11 protein-coding genes are annotated in these 16,896 nt (G+C 50.7%); 6 read left to right on the top strand and 5 right to left on the bottom strand.

All coding sequences use genetic code 11. The features are described 5' to 3' along the window. Positions 1 to 16 precede the first annotated feature (16 nt). From ACWI0H_RS02115 to ACWI0H_RS02135, 5 genes are all read right to left on the bottom strand, one after another. Positions 17 to 532 carry an opioid growth factor receptor-related protein gene (locus ACWI0H_RS02115; protein ID WP_232774954.1) on the bottom strand — a complete coding sequence of 172 codons (516 nt, stop codon included), beginning with the start codon at positions 530 to 532 and terminating at the stop codon, positions 17 to 19. Beyond that, on the bottom strand, positions 529 to 1,044 hold the full coding sequence (locus ACWI0H_RS02120; protein WP_071695207.1) for a gamma-glutamylcyclotransferase family protein: 516 nt from the start codon (positions 1,042 to 1,044) through the stop codon (positions 529 to 531). The genes ACWI0H_RS02115 and ACWI0H_RS02120 overlap by 4 nt, the downstream gene beginning before the upstream one ends. Positions 1,045 to 1,085: 41 nt before the next feature. After that, the gene (locus ACWI0H_RS02125) at positions 1,086 to 2,120 is read right to left on the bottom strand and encodes a helix-turn-helix transcriptional regulator (protein WP_101147624.1); all 1,035 of its coding nucleotides are present in this window, start codon (positions 2,118 to 2,120) and stop codon (positions 1,086 to 1,088) included. Positions 2,121 to 2,161: 41 nt separating this feature from the next. Then, positions 2,162 to 2,782, bottom strand: a complete 621-nt coding sequence (locus ACWI0H_RS02130; RefSeq protein WP_101147625.1) for a DUF2201 family putative metallopeptidase — start codon at positions 2,780 to 2,782, stop codon at positions 2,162 to 2,164. Between the two features lie 112 nt (positions 2,783 to 2,894). Next, a complete protein-coding gene (locus ACWI0H_RS02135) occupies positions 2,895 to 4,130 on the bottom strand; it encodes a PcfJ domain-containing protein (RefSeq protein ID WP_101147626.1) in 1,236 nt (411 codons plus the stop codon). 887 nt (positions 4,131 to 5,017) lie between these two features. On the opposite strand from ACWI0H_RS02135, the gene ACWI0H_RS02140 reads away from it, so the two are divergent. The 6 genes from ACWI0H_RS02140 (at position 5,018) to ACWI0H_RS02165 (ending at position 16,853) form a co-directional block, all read left to right on the top strand. Then, positions 5,018 to 6,442 carry a DUF262 domain-containing protein gene (locus ACWI0H_RS02140; RefSeq protein ID WP_101147628.1) on the top strand — a complete coding sequence of 475 codons (1,425 nt, stop codon included), beginning with the start codon at positions 5,018 to 5,020 and terminating at the stop codon, positions 6,440 to 6,442. Beyond that, complete coding sequence (locus ACWI0H_RS02145; RefSeq protein WP_101147629.1) at positions 6,439 to 8,436, top strand: DUF262 domain-containing protein; 1,998 nt, start codon at positions 6,439 to 6,441, stop codon at positions 8,434 to 8,436. Before ACWI0H_RS02140 ends, ACWI0H_RS02145 begins: the two co-directional genes overlap by 4 nt. 433 nt (positions 8,437 to 8,869) lie before the next feature. Next, a protein-coding gene (locus tag ACWI0H_RS02150; protein WP_485874670.1) for an IS3 family transposase occupies positions 8,870 to 10,035 on the top strand; the annotation gives its coding sequence in 2 pieces (ribosomal slippage) (positions 8,870 to 9,131 and positions 9,131 to 10,035; 1,167 coding nt in all). Positions 10,036 to 10,103: 68 nt separating this feature from the next. After that, positions 10,104 to 11,588, top strand: a complete 1,485-nt coding sequence (locus tag ACWI0H_RS02155; RefSeq protein WP_485874671.1) for a sigma-54 interaction domain-containing protein — start codon at positions 10,104 to 10,106, stop codon at positions 11,586 to 11,588. A gap of 55 nt (positions 11,589 to 11,643) precedes the next feature. Further along, the gene (locus ACWI0H_RS02160; protein ID WP_485874672.1) at positions 11,644 to 15,030 is read left to right on the top strand and encodes a type I restriction endonuclease subunit R; all 3,387 of its coding nucleotides are present in this window, start codon (positions 11,644 to 11,646) and stop codon (positions 15,028 to 15,030) included. Positions 15,031 to 15,032: 2 nt separating this feature from the next. After that, positions 15,033 to 16,853 (top strand): DNA recombination protein RmuC, encoded by a 1,821-nt coding sequence (locus tag ACWI0H_RS02165; RefSeq protein WP_485874673.1) that lies wholly within the window; start codon positions 15,033 to 15,035, stop codon positions 16,851 to 16,853. Positions 16,854 to 16,896: the final 43 nt, after the last annotated feature.

Here is a 16,896-nt window from a genome sequence, read left to right on the forward strand (position 1 = left end):
CAATCTACACATGTGGTCATGTGCATGGTATTGCCTCCCGCCAAAACTGGATTGACGTGTCGGATACCACCCCCTGCTTGATGCCGATCTCCATGACCGCTTGCTGAAAGGCGCGGGCAAGGTCTGGCTGATGGCACAAGACTAACGACCGAATGATACGTGAGATTCGTAAATGGTTATGGCCACCGGCTTTCAGCCAGATGTGTGTTGGCATCGCCAGGGTTGGTTGAGCGACGATGCCATTCTCTTCCCGAGTGAGGCCAAAAAAATCGAGCATAACCTCCAGCGAGCGCTGCTGGTGCTGGCGCATAATGTCGCTACCCTCAAAGGCTGTTTTGACAGTAGGCGTTAAAAGGGGCGCAAAGCCGTTAAACCGTCCTGCCTCAGGGATAGGGAACAGCCACTGAATGTAGTCGTGGGTATGCTCTAGCCAGAAAGGCGAGAGTGACCAGATCTCTTCAAGTAGACGCCCTTTATGATCGTGGCCTTCCCCACGATAAAAAGCGATTAAGCGCGCATTATTGTCCATCATACCCCCCGCACTAATGGTTCAGCGTGACCATGCAACGCCATTTCGAGCGCGTGGCGTTCGGCATCGTGATCGTGGTGGGCCTCAATGCGTTCCAGCGCACGAATATAGTAGGCGGGTAATCCATGTTCACGTGCACCGGCCAGCACATGGTGCTTGTACCATGTATATGGACGAAGCCCTAGGGCGGTGACGTTGCCCACATACGCCTGCACCTCAAACTGACGGTCACTGGCAAGGTCCGTGACCATCAGCCAGGTTTCGTTGTAGGCCACCCCAAGCCCCTCGTAACGATCGAGGGTGGGCTTATGATGAGAAGCAACCTCCCAAATAACCCCATATACCGCGGACTGCTCTGAGGCGGGCACAATATCGCACTTGCCCGAGCCGTCCCCACTACGCTGATGAAACGCTAACCGATACGCAGGTAGCAGGGCGGTAGTCACAAAGCGTGCCGGAATCCGTGCGGCTAAGCGCTGCGTTGACATATTGGATCCATAAGCAAAGCAGAGCATGTCGTTCTCCTTAACGTGACGTGGTTATTAACAGCCCGTGTTTAGTGCGTATCGCAGGTGTCCGGGGTGTCCTGGTAATGTGCCAGTACCTGGGCCGCATTCGCCTTTAGGGTCTCTCGCCACGCACTTGGTGCAAGCACTTTGACATTGGTGCTCATGCCCATCAGCCACCAGAGGGTTTGCTGATCATCGGGCACCTGGGCGGTCAGGCGATACCACTGGCTGTCCGGCAAGGCGTCAATCGTTTGTTGCTCTGACAGCGGTGTTTCTTGCAATAACCAAGCGACCGGGCGTGCGATCTCTGCCTCTAACACCACATTGTCTGGACCTTGGCGATAGCCAAACGCACCGCTTTGGATATAGCGATCAATATCGAAATCGTCACGGGCTTGCCAAGCGCGCTGGCTGAACGCCGCGTGTTTCACCCGGTGCAGGGCAAACTGGCGGAGATCCTCAAACCCATCGACGTGTGCCAGTAAATAAGTAGCGCTATGGCGGCTAACAATCCCCTGGGGATGAAGCGTTAACGGTTTTTCTGTTTCAGAGGTGCGTGATAAATACATCACGTCGATTGCTTTTTGTTCCAGCAATGCCTCAGCGACCGTCTGCCAGATAGCTTCATCTAGCTCGGCGGGAATTAACGCTTTGCCATTAGGAATCGCGCGCACGCAGCGGGCCCATTTACTCAGGCCGTTAGACGCCATGCCGTCTAGTAACTGCCGTGCATCGTTAAAGTGGGGCATTAACTGACCCACCACCACCGGGGGGAGCAGTCCTTTAAGGTACTCCTCGGCAAGCACCAGCGTTAACGCACTCGGCACGTCCAGTGCCGGTAAGTGGCACTGGAACGCACGATCAAAATACCAACGGTAAGGTTTTTGGCTATCGTCGCAGCCAATCGGAAATTGCGTTGAGAGTTTTTGACCTAAATCACGCTGTAACGACCGCGTATCAATATGAAAACCGCGTTCCGCGAGTTTCTCTTTTAGCACCGGGGTAGAAATGCGCCCTGGGGAGCGAGGAATGAGCTGCAGTAGCGTCAAATAGCGAAAAAGCGTATCGCGCGCATCGGACATAGTGACGCCACTCCGAGGATTAATGATGAAAACGAAAGAGTCTACCGTGCCTCACAAAACTTAGCGACTCTCTCGGGCAGTGTATCCGTCTCCCGAGCGAGCAAATGAGCACGGTGACGCCATAGCGTCACGATGCTATGTTCAGGTGTCGTATTAGGCAGATGCGCCCAGAGCGCGGCGGGGTGTATGTCGGCCGTTTTCTCTAAAGATGTATTGGGGTGCCCTTCAAGCCACCGATATACCTTCCGCGCGCTTCGCCCAACGCAGACGGGAAACAGCAACGCATCAAACGGGAGCGTGATACCCAGCTCAAGCAACAGTGCGTTCACCTCGTGATCACAGGCGAGGTGCCAGCGGTGGTGGTTAGCGACCAGTGGTGCCGTTAAGTGGCCTGCAACACAGTGCCAGATTAAATGTGCTTGTAAAAAGCGGCGTGATTCATCGCAGAGAGTAGCGCTATAGCGGGGGCAAAAATAAAGATACCGACCATCGGTGCTCGCGCCATCAAACGATGGTGATACGACCGGCGTTAGGGTTAAAAACGGGCTTAAAAAATTCATGATAGGGAGTGTGTTAGCCCAGACGTCCCGATCCGCTTGCCACTTGGCGAGTTCTTGTTGGGCTGTCGCTGAAGCAGTTGATGAGCACGTCTGTATATCCATAGCCTGCCTTCCCTGAGTGAAGAAAGTAGTACGCTACGGCAGTGCTGCGACAACTAATGCCGCATTCACTAACATCGCATTAAAAAGAGGGCGGTGAAGAGAGTGACGAAGGCTAAGCGTCTGCTTGCGCAGCCAGCCATCGATGTATCACTTGCTGTGCTTCCAGCGACGGCGTGGTATTTCGTACGCCGCGTGCTTGGCTTAGTCCCCACTGGTGGCCCTGAGGCGCGATGGCAATCGTGACCGGTTCCGGTATATGCAGGTGATAAATCGCGACATGGCCCCGCGCAACGGGGTGGTCGTAGCTGCCCACACAGTGATGCATCCGCTTTCCTTCGAGCAGCAAGCCTTTCCACGATGTGATGGCCGAAATGGCACCACGGTTAGGCAACGGCGGTGAAGGATACGGCCCATGGCGCTTCTCAAGTAAAGAGGCATCACGGACCATATCCCCCATACCCATGCGCGTATTAAAACGTGTTATTTGTCGGTCGTGCAGTGCTTGCAATCCTTTCACCGTCGTTACGCGATGCAGCGCCTCCAGATTAGCCTCGGCCAAGCGCTGAGTATCGCTCAGCATCTCTTTCAGCCATGCACTCCCACGGCCAGACGTTAGCGCGTCATCCATCAGCAACAGTAAGCCCGGCCAGCGTTCACCGTGGTAATTCGCTAAGAAAATAAGCTGCTGCACGTAAGGCGCTGGGTGGTGGCGTAATAGCCGCGCTGTTGATGGGTCGTGAAGTGCGCGTTTAAGCACGATAAATTCCCGCTGAATCATAGGGCTGAGCTGGCACCGACGCAGCAGCTTGGCGCTGGCCTGTGTGCCTGGCAAGCCGACCATGCCGCATAGCGTGGCTTGTTTTTCGCTAAGCACAGCAGAGAGTGTCTGTTCAGACCACTGTGCCTGCAGACCTTTATCGACGAGCAGTAGAAGTAAAAGCGGCGACGATGCTGCCAGTTCTAACGCCGTGCTCAAACGCCCAGCCACTTGCGCCAGCGCGACGCCCAGGAAGGGCACCGCATTAATGGCAACTCGAAGTGCCTCTGGCATGCCTTGGGTTAAGGCATCGCCGTGGGTATCCATCAGCGTGTGCCAGCCAATGCCGGGCGGTTCTAAAAAAGCGCCTGATGCCAGCGGCTCACCTTCCGCCTCGCTTACCCACGCAAAGGGTGTTGCAGATTGCCAGGGCGAAAGCCGTACTACCATCGGATAACCCACCGACGAGGACACATCAAATGTAATGCGATGATCACAGGGTGGCTTCTTATTAGGCCAGATGCGCCGCAAAAAGCCTGAAAACCCCCTAAGGTAGGTGGATGTAAAGGGTTGGCTGATCAGAGAACGCATCGAGTGTTTAACCTAAAGGCAGGGTGGTCGACTGATGATGATAGATGCATGCGACGTTAAGTGTCGCTTGATTGGGTTAAGCTAGTACTAATGGTTTAGTAAGGTATTTATAGGATTGACTATTTCTTCTTATAGCATAGTGATACCCTCATTATTATTAATGATTGCTCACTATTTAGCATGACAAAAATAGTGCGACGGGGGGTGTCGGAGCTTTTGCTCACCCTCCTGGCATCTCTTTGTCGCCTCTGGTTGAAACAAGGAAACAGGAATGTCAGCTCTTTACGCCCTCGGTGAGCGGGTGGTTATCCGTGATTGCGAATGGATCGTCCTTCGGGCAGGCCCAGTGACAACGGCGGCTATGTGCTCACCGTGGAGGGCCTTTCGGAACTGGTGAGCGGCAAAAGCGCGCGTTTTCTTATCAAACTGGAAGAGTAGACCGGTGCCATTCGCATGCTCGACCCCGCTGAATCTCGGCTACGGCGTGAGCAGGCTCAAGTTAAGATAGGATCGGGTTGGGATGCAATCGCCAAGTTTGCTAACCCAGCTGTTGAGGGCCTTATAGCACAGTATCGTGCAGCGGGTATGCCAGCGATCTCGTAAATGATAAAGGCGAAGTAGTGGCGAATCTGGAGCTTGCTTGGTGGGGGCCAAACATTGGTGTTGCTATAAATGCGCGAGATAATCAGGCGTCACGGAAGTTAGGTCGGCGCGTCGATAAGGTCAACTTCACCATAGAAACATCCATCGGCTACAAGTTGTATTGCTGTCAGGATGAAACGGTGAGGTGTCCATTGTTACTGATCAGGATCAATCCCACTCTGACCCACAGAGTTGTGACAGGAAAAATCAAAATCACCCACAAGATGCTGGAGGACTGACCAAAGATGACGGTTCAGGTTGCAACATGCAGTGCTGCCCAGTTGTTTTCCGGTCACTTGCTGGGAGATCAGGTTACGGGTGATGCTCGCATTCTCAGCAGTGATGGCACGGCCATTGTTGGGGAGTTGACGATTCCCGAGTATCAACGCCCTTACTGTTGGCAGGATACCCAGTTGAGCGCTTTGCTGCAGGATATTACTGCACACAGCAGACACCGCCCGGCGCTGTCTTACTATCTTGGCAGCCTGATTCTGCATCAGGCCCATGGTCAGTTGAATATTATTGATGGCCAGCAGCGCATCACCACCTTGGCGTTGATGGGTTGCTTGCTACAACCGCACAGCGAAATTCAGGCTTCTTTGCTGCAAGGGTTGGAGTACGAGCATCCCATCAGTCAGCAGCAGATCAAGCACAACCTGAAATGGCTGAAAGAGAATTTCAGCAGCCAGCCGGAGTATTGGCAAGGTTTGGTGGATTTTAACAAGCTGCAGTTCACACTGGTGGTCACCCAGTCGGAAGACGACGCTTACCGCTTTTTTGAAACCCAGAATACCGGGGGTGTGCGTTTGGGTGGGCCGGATATTATTAAGGCGCACCACCTGCGTGCGGTAGATAAGCTGCATCAGAAGCCGTTTGCCAAACAGTGGGAATCCTTGGGCAAGCTGGATGACACCGTCAGCGCGCTGTTAAAGGGCCGCTATTGGCAGCGGATCAGTATGCGTGAGCTGCCTTCGCATCAGCAAAAAAAACAGCTGCGGGACTGCATCGTGTCGGAATTCGCACAACTAACCGGCAAGGGTGAAGATATCGCTTTTGGCCGTACCTATCGCTACACCGGACTGTCAGGTGATGTCAGCCACCATCAGGCGCAACAGGGCTACGATGTGCGCCAGCCGCTGAATGCCGGGGTCAATACCATTCGTTATCTGAGCTATTTCCAGGGCTTGTATAACGACTACTGGGAAAAACCCGACTTGCCCCATCTGCCCGGCTATCATTCACTCATCGTCTGGCTCAAAGGCATGGAGGGCTGCGGCTATCTGGAAGGTTTGTACAAAGCCTGCCTGCTGCTCTACATCAGCCAGTTCGGCGAGAACCAGCTGGAACTGGCAGCCAAAAAACTCTTCCTGGTGGTGTATTCACGTCGGGTCAGCAATCAGAAAGCCGTGCGTGAAAAATCAATTTATGCCTTTACCAGAGAGTATCCGGTACTGGATTGGATCGGGCTCAGTTACACGCCGGAGCAGTGTTTCGCCTATCTGGATAGCTTTGTGTTAATGGTGGAGGGCAGCAATCTGGATAAAAACAGCGTGAAAAAACGCTTTATGGACAAAGTCTGCGAGTTCTTTGTTTTGGAATTGAAGCCTGGACAATACAAAGAAAGCTTTGCTCAGGCGATCACTCTTAAAGTGGCAGGAGATCCGCTATGAGTTCAGTGGCAACCTGCCATCAGGTGAACACAGAACTACTGACCTTACAGAAGGTGAACGACCGTGGCCTGGGTTTTCTGATTCCCAGTTATCAGCGGCCCTATGTCTGGTCAGACGACGATGTGGTCAAGTTGTTTGAGGACATTAAAGAGGCTTTCTCAACCGGCGAGACGCAATACTTTATTGGTAGTTCGCTTTCTGCTCGGCGAGCTTTTGACGATCGAGAAGTGTATGAACTGATCGACGGGCAGCAGCGCACAACGACCCTGATGCTCATTTCTATCGCCTTCAAGGCAAAGGCAGAGGGCGTGTATTCGAAACTGGCCGAAGTATCGCTGTTGGCTGAGCATTCACGCCTGAGCTTCGAGATCCGCGATTCTGTCAGCAATCTGCTAGGCAGTTATGCGGGGCTGGAAAAACTTCCCCGGCCAGGGGATGAAGAAATCAAACACGATGAATACCTGAAATCGCTGGCAGCCAACCTGACAGTGCTCCAGCAGCAGGTCGAAAGACTGAAAAAGGACCCTGACTTTGATCTCGGTGCCTTTGCCGATTACCTGTACAGCAAGGTTATTTGGGTCAATAACATTGTGCCAGTCACCATGGACCTGAACCGCCTCTTTGCCAGCATGAATACTGCCGGCATTCAGTTGGAGCCGGTGGATCTGTTGAAAGCTCGCCTCCTGAAGAAGATCAACACCGATAAAGCGTTGTACAGCAAGATCTGGCAGGCTTGCGAGCATCTTGAAAACTATTTCGAGCGCAACCTGCGTCAACTGTTTCCCCAAGCCGGTTGGAATGATCTGGAATACAAGGATATGAAACGGTTCAGTGGTGCCTTTTCACAACCGGACAGCGCATCGGGCATAGAAGATAGCAAGGGTAAATCAGTGGCTCAGTTATTGGCAGAGATGAATGCCGGTGATGCCCCGGAAAATGTCAAAGAAAAAGAACTGAACGACACTACGGAAAATATCGACGCAGAAACGGTTTACTGTCGTTCCATCATCGGCTTTGAGCTGCTGCTGATTCATGCCCTGCGAATTTTTCATGCACAAAAGGGTTGGCCTGATCTGGGGCCACGCATCAAAGCCGGTAACTTACTAGCCTGCTTTGAGGGGTTGCTAAAGCAGGATGAGGCCGTCATTAAGGCCTTTATCGAGCTACTGTGGCAAGTGCGCTACCAGTTTGATACCTGGGTGGTGAAGTGGGTTGAACATGATGACAGGGAAGACCCTCAGTTACGTTTAACCACCATCAGCCGATCCTTGTCTGGAAATCATTACTACATCAACCGTACGGCAAAAGATCTGGGCGAATTGGTGCAGTTGCAGTCTGTGCGTAATTTTACCGGCGATCGCTCAGCCCAGTATTGGCTAACAGCGCTGCTTGGACGCTTGATTGACCAGCCTGATATGACGGACTCACAGGTACTGGCAACACTGGAACAGCTGGATAACGAACTGTCGTTAACCACTGAAACCCAGAAAGAAGCCAGCTTTAAAATAGCCAGCGGGCGGCACCCAGTGTTGGCTGCCTGGTTCACGAAGGAGCGGTATTTGGATACGCCCCATGGTACCAGTTTTGAGCACTACTGGTTTCAGAAGCTGGAGTATCTGCTGTGGAAGCATGGCGATAAGCGCAATGACAAGCTGAAACGCTATCGCATCACCTCGAAGAATTCTGTTGAGCATGTGCATCCTCAGAATGAGGAGCATAAAACTGTCCTAGCAAAGAGTTCGTTGGATGCGTTCGGTAACTTGGTGCTGTTGAGTCCGGGTGAGAACTCATCCTACAGCAATCAGACTGTGCTCAAGAAAAAGGCAGATTTTCAAAGTAAACCCCGGTATGACTCATTAAAGCTCAAAGCGATTTTTGAGCTGTACACCGATGTCGGAAATCAGTGGGCCGAGGCAGAACTTGCCACACACCAAAAACGGATGCTTGAGGTGCTGCGGATGCATTACCAACAGGGAGAAGGCTGTGATGGGTAGCCAAACCAACGAGCAGGCACTGGAGACTACTATCGAGCAGGCCCTCACTGGTATGACAACCGAAGAGATGAAAGCTGCCGGCGATGTGAGGCAAACAAACACCGGCCGACGATCTGGTGGCCAACAGCGGTTTTCGTCTTGGCTTGCCTATCGGTTTTAATGCCCAGTATGCCATTGATGAAAAGCTGTTCTGGCGATTTTTTGGAGCAAACTCAGAGTATTCAGCTGGCTAAGCTAAAAAACATAATCTTGCTGACTGGCAGCGCAAGCTGCTGGAACACTATGGCCAGCTTATCAAGAAGCACGGCATCCTGCATCTACTGAAAAAGGCTCTGTCAGTCGATAAAGAAATTAGCCACGGATAAGTATAAAATGATCTTGCCCAGTAACAGTGGACACCTCAAAAATGTAATACGCTACGATGAGGTGAACCATGGCAAGATCGACAACATCAATGAAGAAAAAATCTTATACCCGTTACTCAGATGCCTACCGTCAAGAAGCGTTAGCGCTGGCTGATCGCATTGGTGTGGCAGCAGCGGCTCGTGAGCTGGGCATACATGCGAGTCAGCTTTATCAGTGGCGCTCCAAAGCGCAGCTTCAGCAAGAGACCTCTGAACGAGAGCAGTCGTTGGCAGAAGAAAACGCCCGCTTGAAGCGCCAATTAGCCGAAGCAAATGAAGAGTTGGCCATCACAAAAAAGGCCGCGGTGTACTTTGCGAAGAGCCTGAAGTGAAGTACGCCTTTATCCATCGTCATCGCCAGGCTTTCAGTGTTCAGCGTATGTGCCATGTTGTCGGGGTCGCTCGGAGTGGCTACTACGCTTGGCGGCAGCGCGAAGGAGCTTCGTCCCCAAAACGCAGCCAGCAAGCCATTATTGATCAGCGCGTGGCGACGGCTTATCACCAACGTAAGGGGCGCTCAGGCGCCCCGAGATTAGCACTAGACCTTCGAGATGATGGGCTGCCGATCAACCGTAAGACGGTGGCTGCCAGCATGCAGCGTCAGGGTTTGCGCGCTAAAGCAGCCCGTAAGTTTAAGGCCACCACAAACTCTCAACATTCGCTGCCAGTAGCGCCGAATCTGCTAGCACAAAACTTCACTGCCTCAGCCCCCAATCAAAAGTGGGTGGGTGACATCACCTACTTAGCAACGGGCGAAGGCTGGCTTTACCTAGCAGTGCTGATTGATCTTTATTCTCGTAAGGTGGTTGGTTGGGCAATGAGTGAGCGTATGACGGCCGATCTTGTCTGTGACGCGCTACAAATGGCGCTATGGAAACGCAAAATGCCTAAAGGCGTGATAGTCCATTCGGACAGGGGCAGTCAGTACTGTTCCATGCTTTACCAATCGCAGCTTACACGGTATGAGCTTAAGTGCAGCATGAGCGCCAAAGGCAACTGCTATGATAATGCCTGTGCCGAAAGCTTCTTTCACAGTCTCAAAGTTGAAGCGATCCATGGGGAGCAATTTAAAACGCGAAACGACATGAGGCGCCGGGTGTTTGAGTACGTTGAGCTAGACTACAACAAGCAACGGCGGCACAGTGCCATTGGGATGATCAGCCCAGAGGTATTTGAAGCCCGAATGATCGCTTAAACCAGTGTCCACTCTTGCTGGGTAAGATCAAAAACTCCGTCTGCCAACCAATTGGATTCAAAACGCGGATGCCTAAGTCATTACACAGGACATTAATTAGCTGGATCGGGGCTAATGATCTAAAAGCTGTGGGCCATGAACCTGCTGGCCCAATATGCTCGACGTTGAAAAACATCCCATTTGACGCAGTGCAACTACTCTATGCCTATCCATACGAGCAGGTGTCTCCCTATATTGCTTGGCTCGAACGTCACACTGACATCGCAATTGATGCTTGTGAGGCAAGTCTTAGCTCCCCTGTCGATTTTGGAGAAATTTACTTGGCGGTGGAACCTTACCTAGCCAAGCTTGCTTCAACAGGTACAGAAATATCCATTCTCCTAAGCCCTGGAACTCCGGCTATGCAGGCAGTCTGGATTCTATTAGGAAAAACTAAGTTCTCGGCTGTTTTCTATCAGTCTTCCCTTGAAAAAGGGGTGGAACAGGTAAAGATTCCATTCGAACTTGCTGCAGAGTTTGTGCCTGCGGTTTCAGATATTTCAGATGACAAACTGAATGCCCTCATGGATTCTCGGGCGCCTATTAATGCCGCGTTCGATAATATTGTTACTCAGAACCCTCACATGCAGTTGCTCAAACATCAGGCGCAAATTCTTGCTGAGCGTAATGTACCAATACTGATCTATGGTGAAAGTGGTACAGGCAAGGAGTTATTTGCCCGAGCGATTCATAACGCTAGTTCTCGTTCTGATAAGCCGTTTGTTGCATTAAATTGTGGTGCCATTCCAGAAGAGCTGGTTGATTCAACACTCTTTGGTCATAAGAAAGGTGCCTTTACAGGTGCGGTCTCTGATCGTCTTGGCGTTTTTCAGCAAGCTAATGGTGGCACTTTGCTTCTTGATGAGTTCGGAGAGCTATCTGCACAGTCGCAGGTCCGCCTACTCCGAGTGCTACAAGAAGGAAAAATAGTACCGGTGGGTAGCGATAAAGAGCGGCCTGTAGATGTACGCATTGTCACAGCCACACATCGCAATCTTATGGAAGCAGTTGCAGACGGGCACTTTCGGGAAGACTTGTTTTACCGTGTGGCCGTGGGTGTTTTGCATCTTCCACCTCTTCGTGCCCGTGAGGGGGATCTTTCGCTTCTCGCAGACATGGTGCTTAAAGCTCATGGCGAGCAAGACTCCGTATTTTTTGGTAAAAAACTTTCCGCTAATGCAAAAGAAATTATTCTCCAACACTCCTGGCGTGGAAACGTTAGGGAACTGCAATCAACTCTTATACGGGCAGCACTTTGGGGCTCCGGCGAAAGCATAGCCGGTTCAGATATGCGCCTGGCTCTGTTTACTATGCCTGAGCGTGATCCCGGGCTACTCAATCACGATGTGAGTCAAGGTATTGATTTAAATATTTTAATGGGAAGCTTGGCTGCCCATTATATACAAGGTGCTATGGCTCACACTGGCCAGAATAAGACTAAAGCTGCAAGGCTTCTCGGGCTGAAGAGCCAGCAAACCTTGAGCAATTGGATCGAAAAATACGGCATTGAATAAAACTGGCACAGTCCTTGCTGATGTTACAAGGATTGGCACAAGCAGAGTCTCTTTTATGAAGTCGGTTAATTTTGAATTTCTTCGGCCAAAGTATGATGTATTGGCAAACCTCGGCGGTTTAACAGAGGCTGTTCTATATGTAGATCCCGGTAGTGCTTTGACCAGACTACGGAGCTTTGCCGAGGAAATGACAAAGACTATCTACAATGAAGAGTCCCTGCCTCGGCTCCCTCAGGCCAGTTTTTATGAGCTGGTTAAAAATCCTGTCTTTGCTGACTGTGTCGATAAGTCGCTTATCCATCAACTTAACTTTCTTAGAATTCAAGGAAATGACTCTGCGCACGGTGCCGAAGGCGACCTCCGTAGTGCCAAAATTGGGCTTTCGACTGCCCACCAGTTAGCGGGTTATATGGCGCTTACCTATGGTGGAGCAAGAAAAGATGGCTTACCAAGTTTCAAGGAAATCACGGATCCAACTAGTGCCATCCTAGAGTTGAAGCAATCGGTTTCCAGTTACGAGCAAGATTTAAAAAAACAGCAAGATGAACTTCACCGGGTAATGGATGAGCTGGATCGTGAGCGTGCCAGGAAGGCCGAGACTTTCAAGAAGCCAGAAGAGCAAGAGCAGCGGGAGCGCAAACAGCATAGCCAGAAAACCGCTGATTCCCTGCAATGGGATGAAGCAAAAACACGAGCACGGCTTATTGATGTAATGCTGGTAAAAGCGGGTTGGGATATCGAAAATCCCGCCCAGGTTGGTCAGGAAGTAGAAGTGAAATTCCCCGATAACCCTTCAGGAAAGGGATACGTAGACTATGTTCTATGGGGAGAAAACGGGCATCCACTTGCTCTGATTGAGGCCAAGAAGTCTGGCACCGTAAACCTGCAAGCGGGACGAGAGCAAGCGCGTTTGTATGCCAATTCATTCGAGTATATGGGGTTCAAGCGCCCGGTTATTTTCTACACTAATGGCTATGAAACCTTTATTTGGGATGACCACCAGTACAATGCTTACCGTCCGGTCTACGGGTTTTACAGTAAAGAGAGCTTAGATTTTCTTATCTATCAACGTCACTACCGTGCCGCTGAGCTTGAGCGTTTCAATCCGGAACTGAAAATTGCCGACCGACCTTATCAAATTGAGGCCATCAAGACAGTTGCGGCCCACTTTCAGCAGCAAAGGCGCAAAGCACTAATTATTCAGGCGACCGGGACCGGTAAAACTCGTGTCTCTATTGCTCTAGCTGAGTTGATGCTGCGAACTGGCTGGGCAAAACGGGTACTGTTTTTGTGTGATCGAAAAGAGTTGCGGGTCCAGGCAGACGATGCTTTCAAACAAAATTTACCCAGCGAGCCACGTAACGTAATCGGTGAGAGTGGCCAGATTGATGCGTCTGCCCGCATCTATATCGCTACCTATCCTGGCATGATGAACCGGTTTGCCCAGCTGGATGTGGGCTTCTTTGATTTGATTATTGCTGATGAGAGCCATCGCAGTATCTACAACAAGTATCGCGATTTATTTGATTACTACGATGCGTTACAGGTTGGTTTAACAGCAACCCCAGTTAAATTCATCAGTCGTAATACCTTTGATATTTTTGACTGTGAAACTACCGACCCGACTTTTGAATTCGGGCTAGATGCGGCTATCAATAACGAGCCTCCATACCTGGTACCTTTTAGGGTCAAAGATCTGACAACCGAGTTCCTGCGAGAAGGCATCCACTACAATGATCTCACGCCAGATCAACAGCAGCAGCTCGAAGAGGATTTGGGCGAAGAAGAAGCTCACAATACCGTCATTGCTGGCAAAGATATTGGGCGTAAAATCTTTAGCGAGAGCACGGACCGAATCATCCTGGAGAACCTAGTCAACAATGGTATCAAGGATGAGACAGGATCTTTAGTTGGGAAAACCATCATTTTTGCTCAACGTCAGGATCATGCTGAACACCTTGAGACACTGTTCTGCAAGATGTATCCGCAATACGGCACTAAGGTATGTAAGGTCATTCACAATGCTATTCCTCATGTGGGTAGCTTGATTAAGGAATTCAAAAAATCGGATAACGAATTCCGCATCGCCATATCTGTAGATATGCTGGATACCGGTATCGATGTGCCAGAAATCGTTAACCTAGTCTTTGCTAAGCCTGTTAAATCCTGGGTGAAATTCTGGCAAATGATCGGCCGAGGCACACGCCTGAGGCCCAACCTCTTCGGGCCGGGACAGGACAAGGCTGAGTTCTTCATCTTCGATCACTACGGCAACTTTGATTTCTTTGAGGAGGAATACAAAGAGCCCGAAGACACCGGTAGTAAGTCGCTTCTGCAAACAACTTTTGAGGAACGCTTGGCTCTTACGCAGGCAGCCATAAAGCAGAACCATGCTGCTGGGTACGATATTGGCGTGCGTTTGCTCAAAGAAGACATTAATGACCTGCCTGACGAGAGCATTGCGGTACGTCGACATTTGCGGCTGGTTCACCAGCTTCAGCAAACGGACTTAATGGATAAGCTAGATGCGAGAACGCAGCATCTACTGGCGGAAACCATCGCTCCGCTTATGTCCAACCGAGTGCTTCGAGATAAGCATGCGACGGCACTGGATAAACTCATGGCCAGTATTGAATGCTGCCTAGTAGAACAGGCGAGCTGCTTCGAGGATGGCAAGGCAACATTGATCGCGGAAATAGGAAGACTGGCTGTCAATATCCAAGCGGTTCGGCAGAAAGACAAGATCATTGAGGAAGTCAAAAGTGCTTCCTTCTGGACAGACCCTAGCATCGACAAGCTAGAGAATGCCCGGCTTGAGTTACGTGGAATCATGAAATATCGCACTGCAACGGTTTCCCCAGGTTTAGAGACACGTACCACTAGAACCCAGGATGGCAATGTTCTTGAAGAAGAGCGTGAGGTGTATATTACTGGCGCTAACGAGGCAATGACCTATCGTCGGCGGTTGAAAGCCATCCTCGACAAAATGCTTTCGGATAATCCGACACTTCAAAAAATCCACCGAGGTGAAGCCATTGCTGAGGAGGATTTACAAACACTGACGTCCACTATCCTAACTGCGCACCCAGGTGTAAGCCTTGATGTCCTGAATGACTTTTACGGTCGCACTGCCAATCAGTTGGATCTTACTGTCCGAGAGGTCATCGGCCTCGATTCTCAGGCGGTAGAAAAACACTTTAAAAAGTTTCTGCATGCACATCCAGCCCTTACCGCCCAGCAGGTTCGCTTTATGAATCTGTTGAAGAACTACATCTCCCAGCACGGCTCCATCGTCGTTGAAACTCTTTATGATGCGCCGTTTACCTCGGTATCGCATGAAGGGATAGATGGCGTATTCAAGTCCGATGATGTGGGCGAACTGATCGACGTGCTAAGACCGTTCCTTAAACCAGACATCCAGCCCATCAGGATACAGGGATAATTATGCAGAACATTCAATGGACGACTGAATTGATCGTTATTGCCAGCATGATTGGTGCTGCTATGGCTCTAATGGGCTTTTTGCTGGCGACAGTAGTACAAAGCCGCAAGTCCACCTGGCTCACCACTCAACTTGAGCAGTTTCAAGAAAATCTGCAGCAAGCAAACGACCAGCGTCAGGCAGCCCAAGAGTCAATCAAAGCGTTGGAGTCCTCGCTGCACGAGAAGGATTTGGCTGAAAGCCGACTGCAAGCCGAGATTTCTGGTGCTCAACACAGTGAACAGCGCCTGATTGGCGAACTCCAGAGTCAGAAAGATGAGCTGGCCGTGGTCAGCAACAAGCTAGAAGAGTCTCGCCAACGCCACCACGAAACAGAAAGACAGCTGGAGACATCCCAAGCAGACAAGCGTGCTCTTCATGAACGAGCTGACGATCTGAGCCAACGCCTTGCGCATTCCGAGCGGGAGCTGCAAAAGCAGCGGGCGGAAGTCAGTCAAAGCAAAGAAGCACTTGCCGAAGAAGGGAAGAGGGCAAAAGCCCTGGAGTCTTCGGGCACTGAGGCTAGAGAGCAACTGAAAGAAGCCAAGGCAAACCTGTCGACCCAGCAAGAGAGTTACAGTCAGCTTCAGGAGCGGTACCAAAACTTGAGTAGTGAACATACTGAACTTAAAACCACGCTAGAACGTAAAGAAGAGCATTTCAAAGAACAGATGCAGCAGTTAAACGATACGAAACAATCGCTTACTAAAGAGTTCGAGAACATAGCGAACAAGATATTCGAGGAGAAAGGCAAAACCTTTACGCAAACCAGCCAGAGCAGCATCGATAGTATGTTGAAACCGTTTCGTGAGCAGATCGAAGGTTTCCAGAAGCGGGTCAATGATGTGCACGAATCTTCCGTTCGCGGCCAAACCGAGATGAATGGAAAAATTAGGGAGGTGTTGGAAATTGGCTTACAAATGAGCAAGGAAGCCCACAACTTAACCTCAGCTTTGAAAGGGGACTCCCAGCAGCGAGGGGCTTGGGGTGAAGCGCAGCTTCGTAGAACGCTAGAAATGAGTGGCTTAATTGAAGATGCCCACTTTGAGGTTCAAAGCAGCTTCAAGGATGCAGAGGGCAAGCAGAAACAAACGGATTATCTAATAAAACTGCCAGACAACAAGCATATCATCATCGATAGCAAGGTCTCCCTGGTTGCTTATGATCGAGCTGTATCCGCAGAGAGTCCTGAAGAGTACACCCTTGCCATGGCCGAGCACATTAAAGCGGTTCGACGCCATATTGATGACCTGGCTGCGAAGGATTACACCAACCTCACTGGTATGCGTAGCCCTAACTTTGTGCTGATGTTCATGCCCATTGAGCCAGCCTATATCGAAGCGCTCAAAAATAATAAAGACCTCTTCGAGTATGGCTACAAGAAAAACATTGTACTGGTTTCCCACACCACACTGATTCCCATACTACGCACGGTTTCCAACCTTTGGATGATTGAGCGCAGTAATACCGAAGCGCGTGAAATTAGTGAAAAGGCCGGTGATATCTACAACCAAGTTTGTTTGGTGGCTGAGCGGCTTAGCAAGCTGGGTGGCACCCTTAAAGCTGCAAGTAACCATTACAATGGTGCCGTGACCGCCCTGGCGGGCCAGCAAGGGCTTTATGGCAAGGTAGACCGCTTCAGCCAATTATCTACCAGAGTTAATAAGTCGTTACCGCATATTGAACCAGCGCATACCGATTTTGATTCTGAGCGGCTTACTTTGATTGTGCAGCCCATTGAAGAGCCTGAAGAGCAAGAAACGCCCGCTCTGGAAGGTGTATAGCAGCGGCTGATAACGTCGCCACTGACCAATAATAGTAACCAGT

The sequence above is a fragment of the Halomonas sp. NYA30 genome (assembly GCF_976980765.1).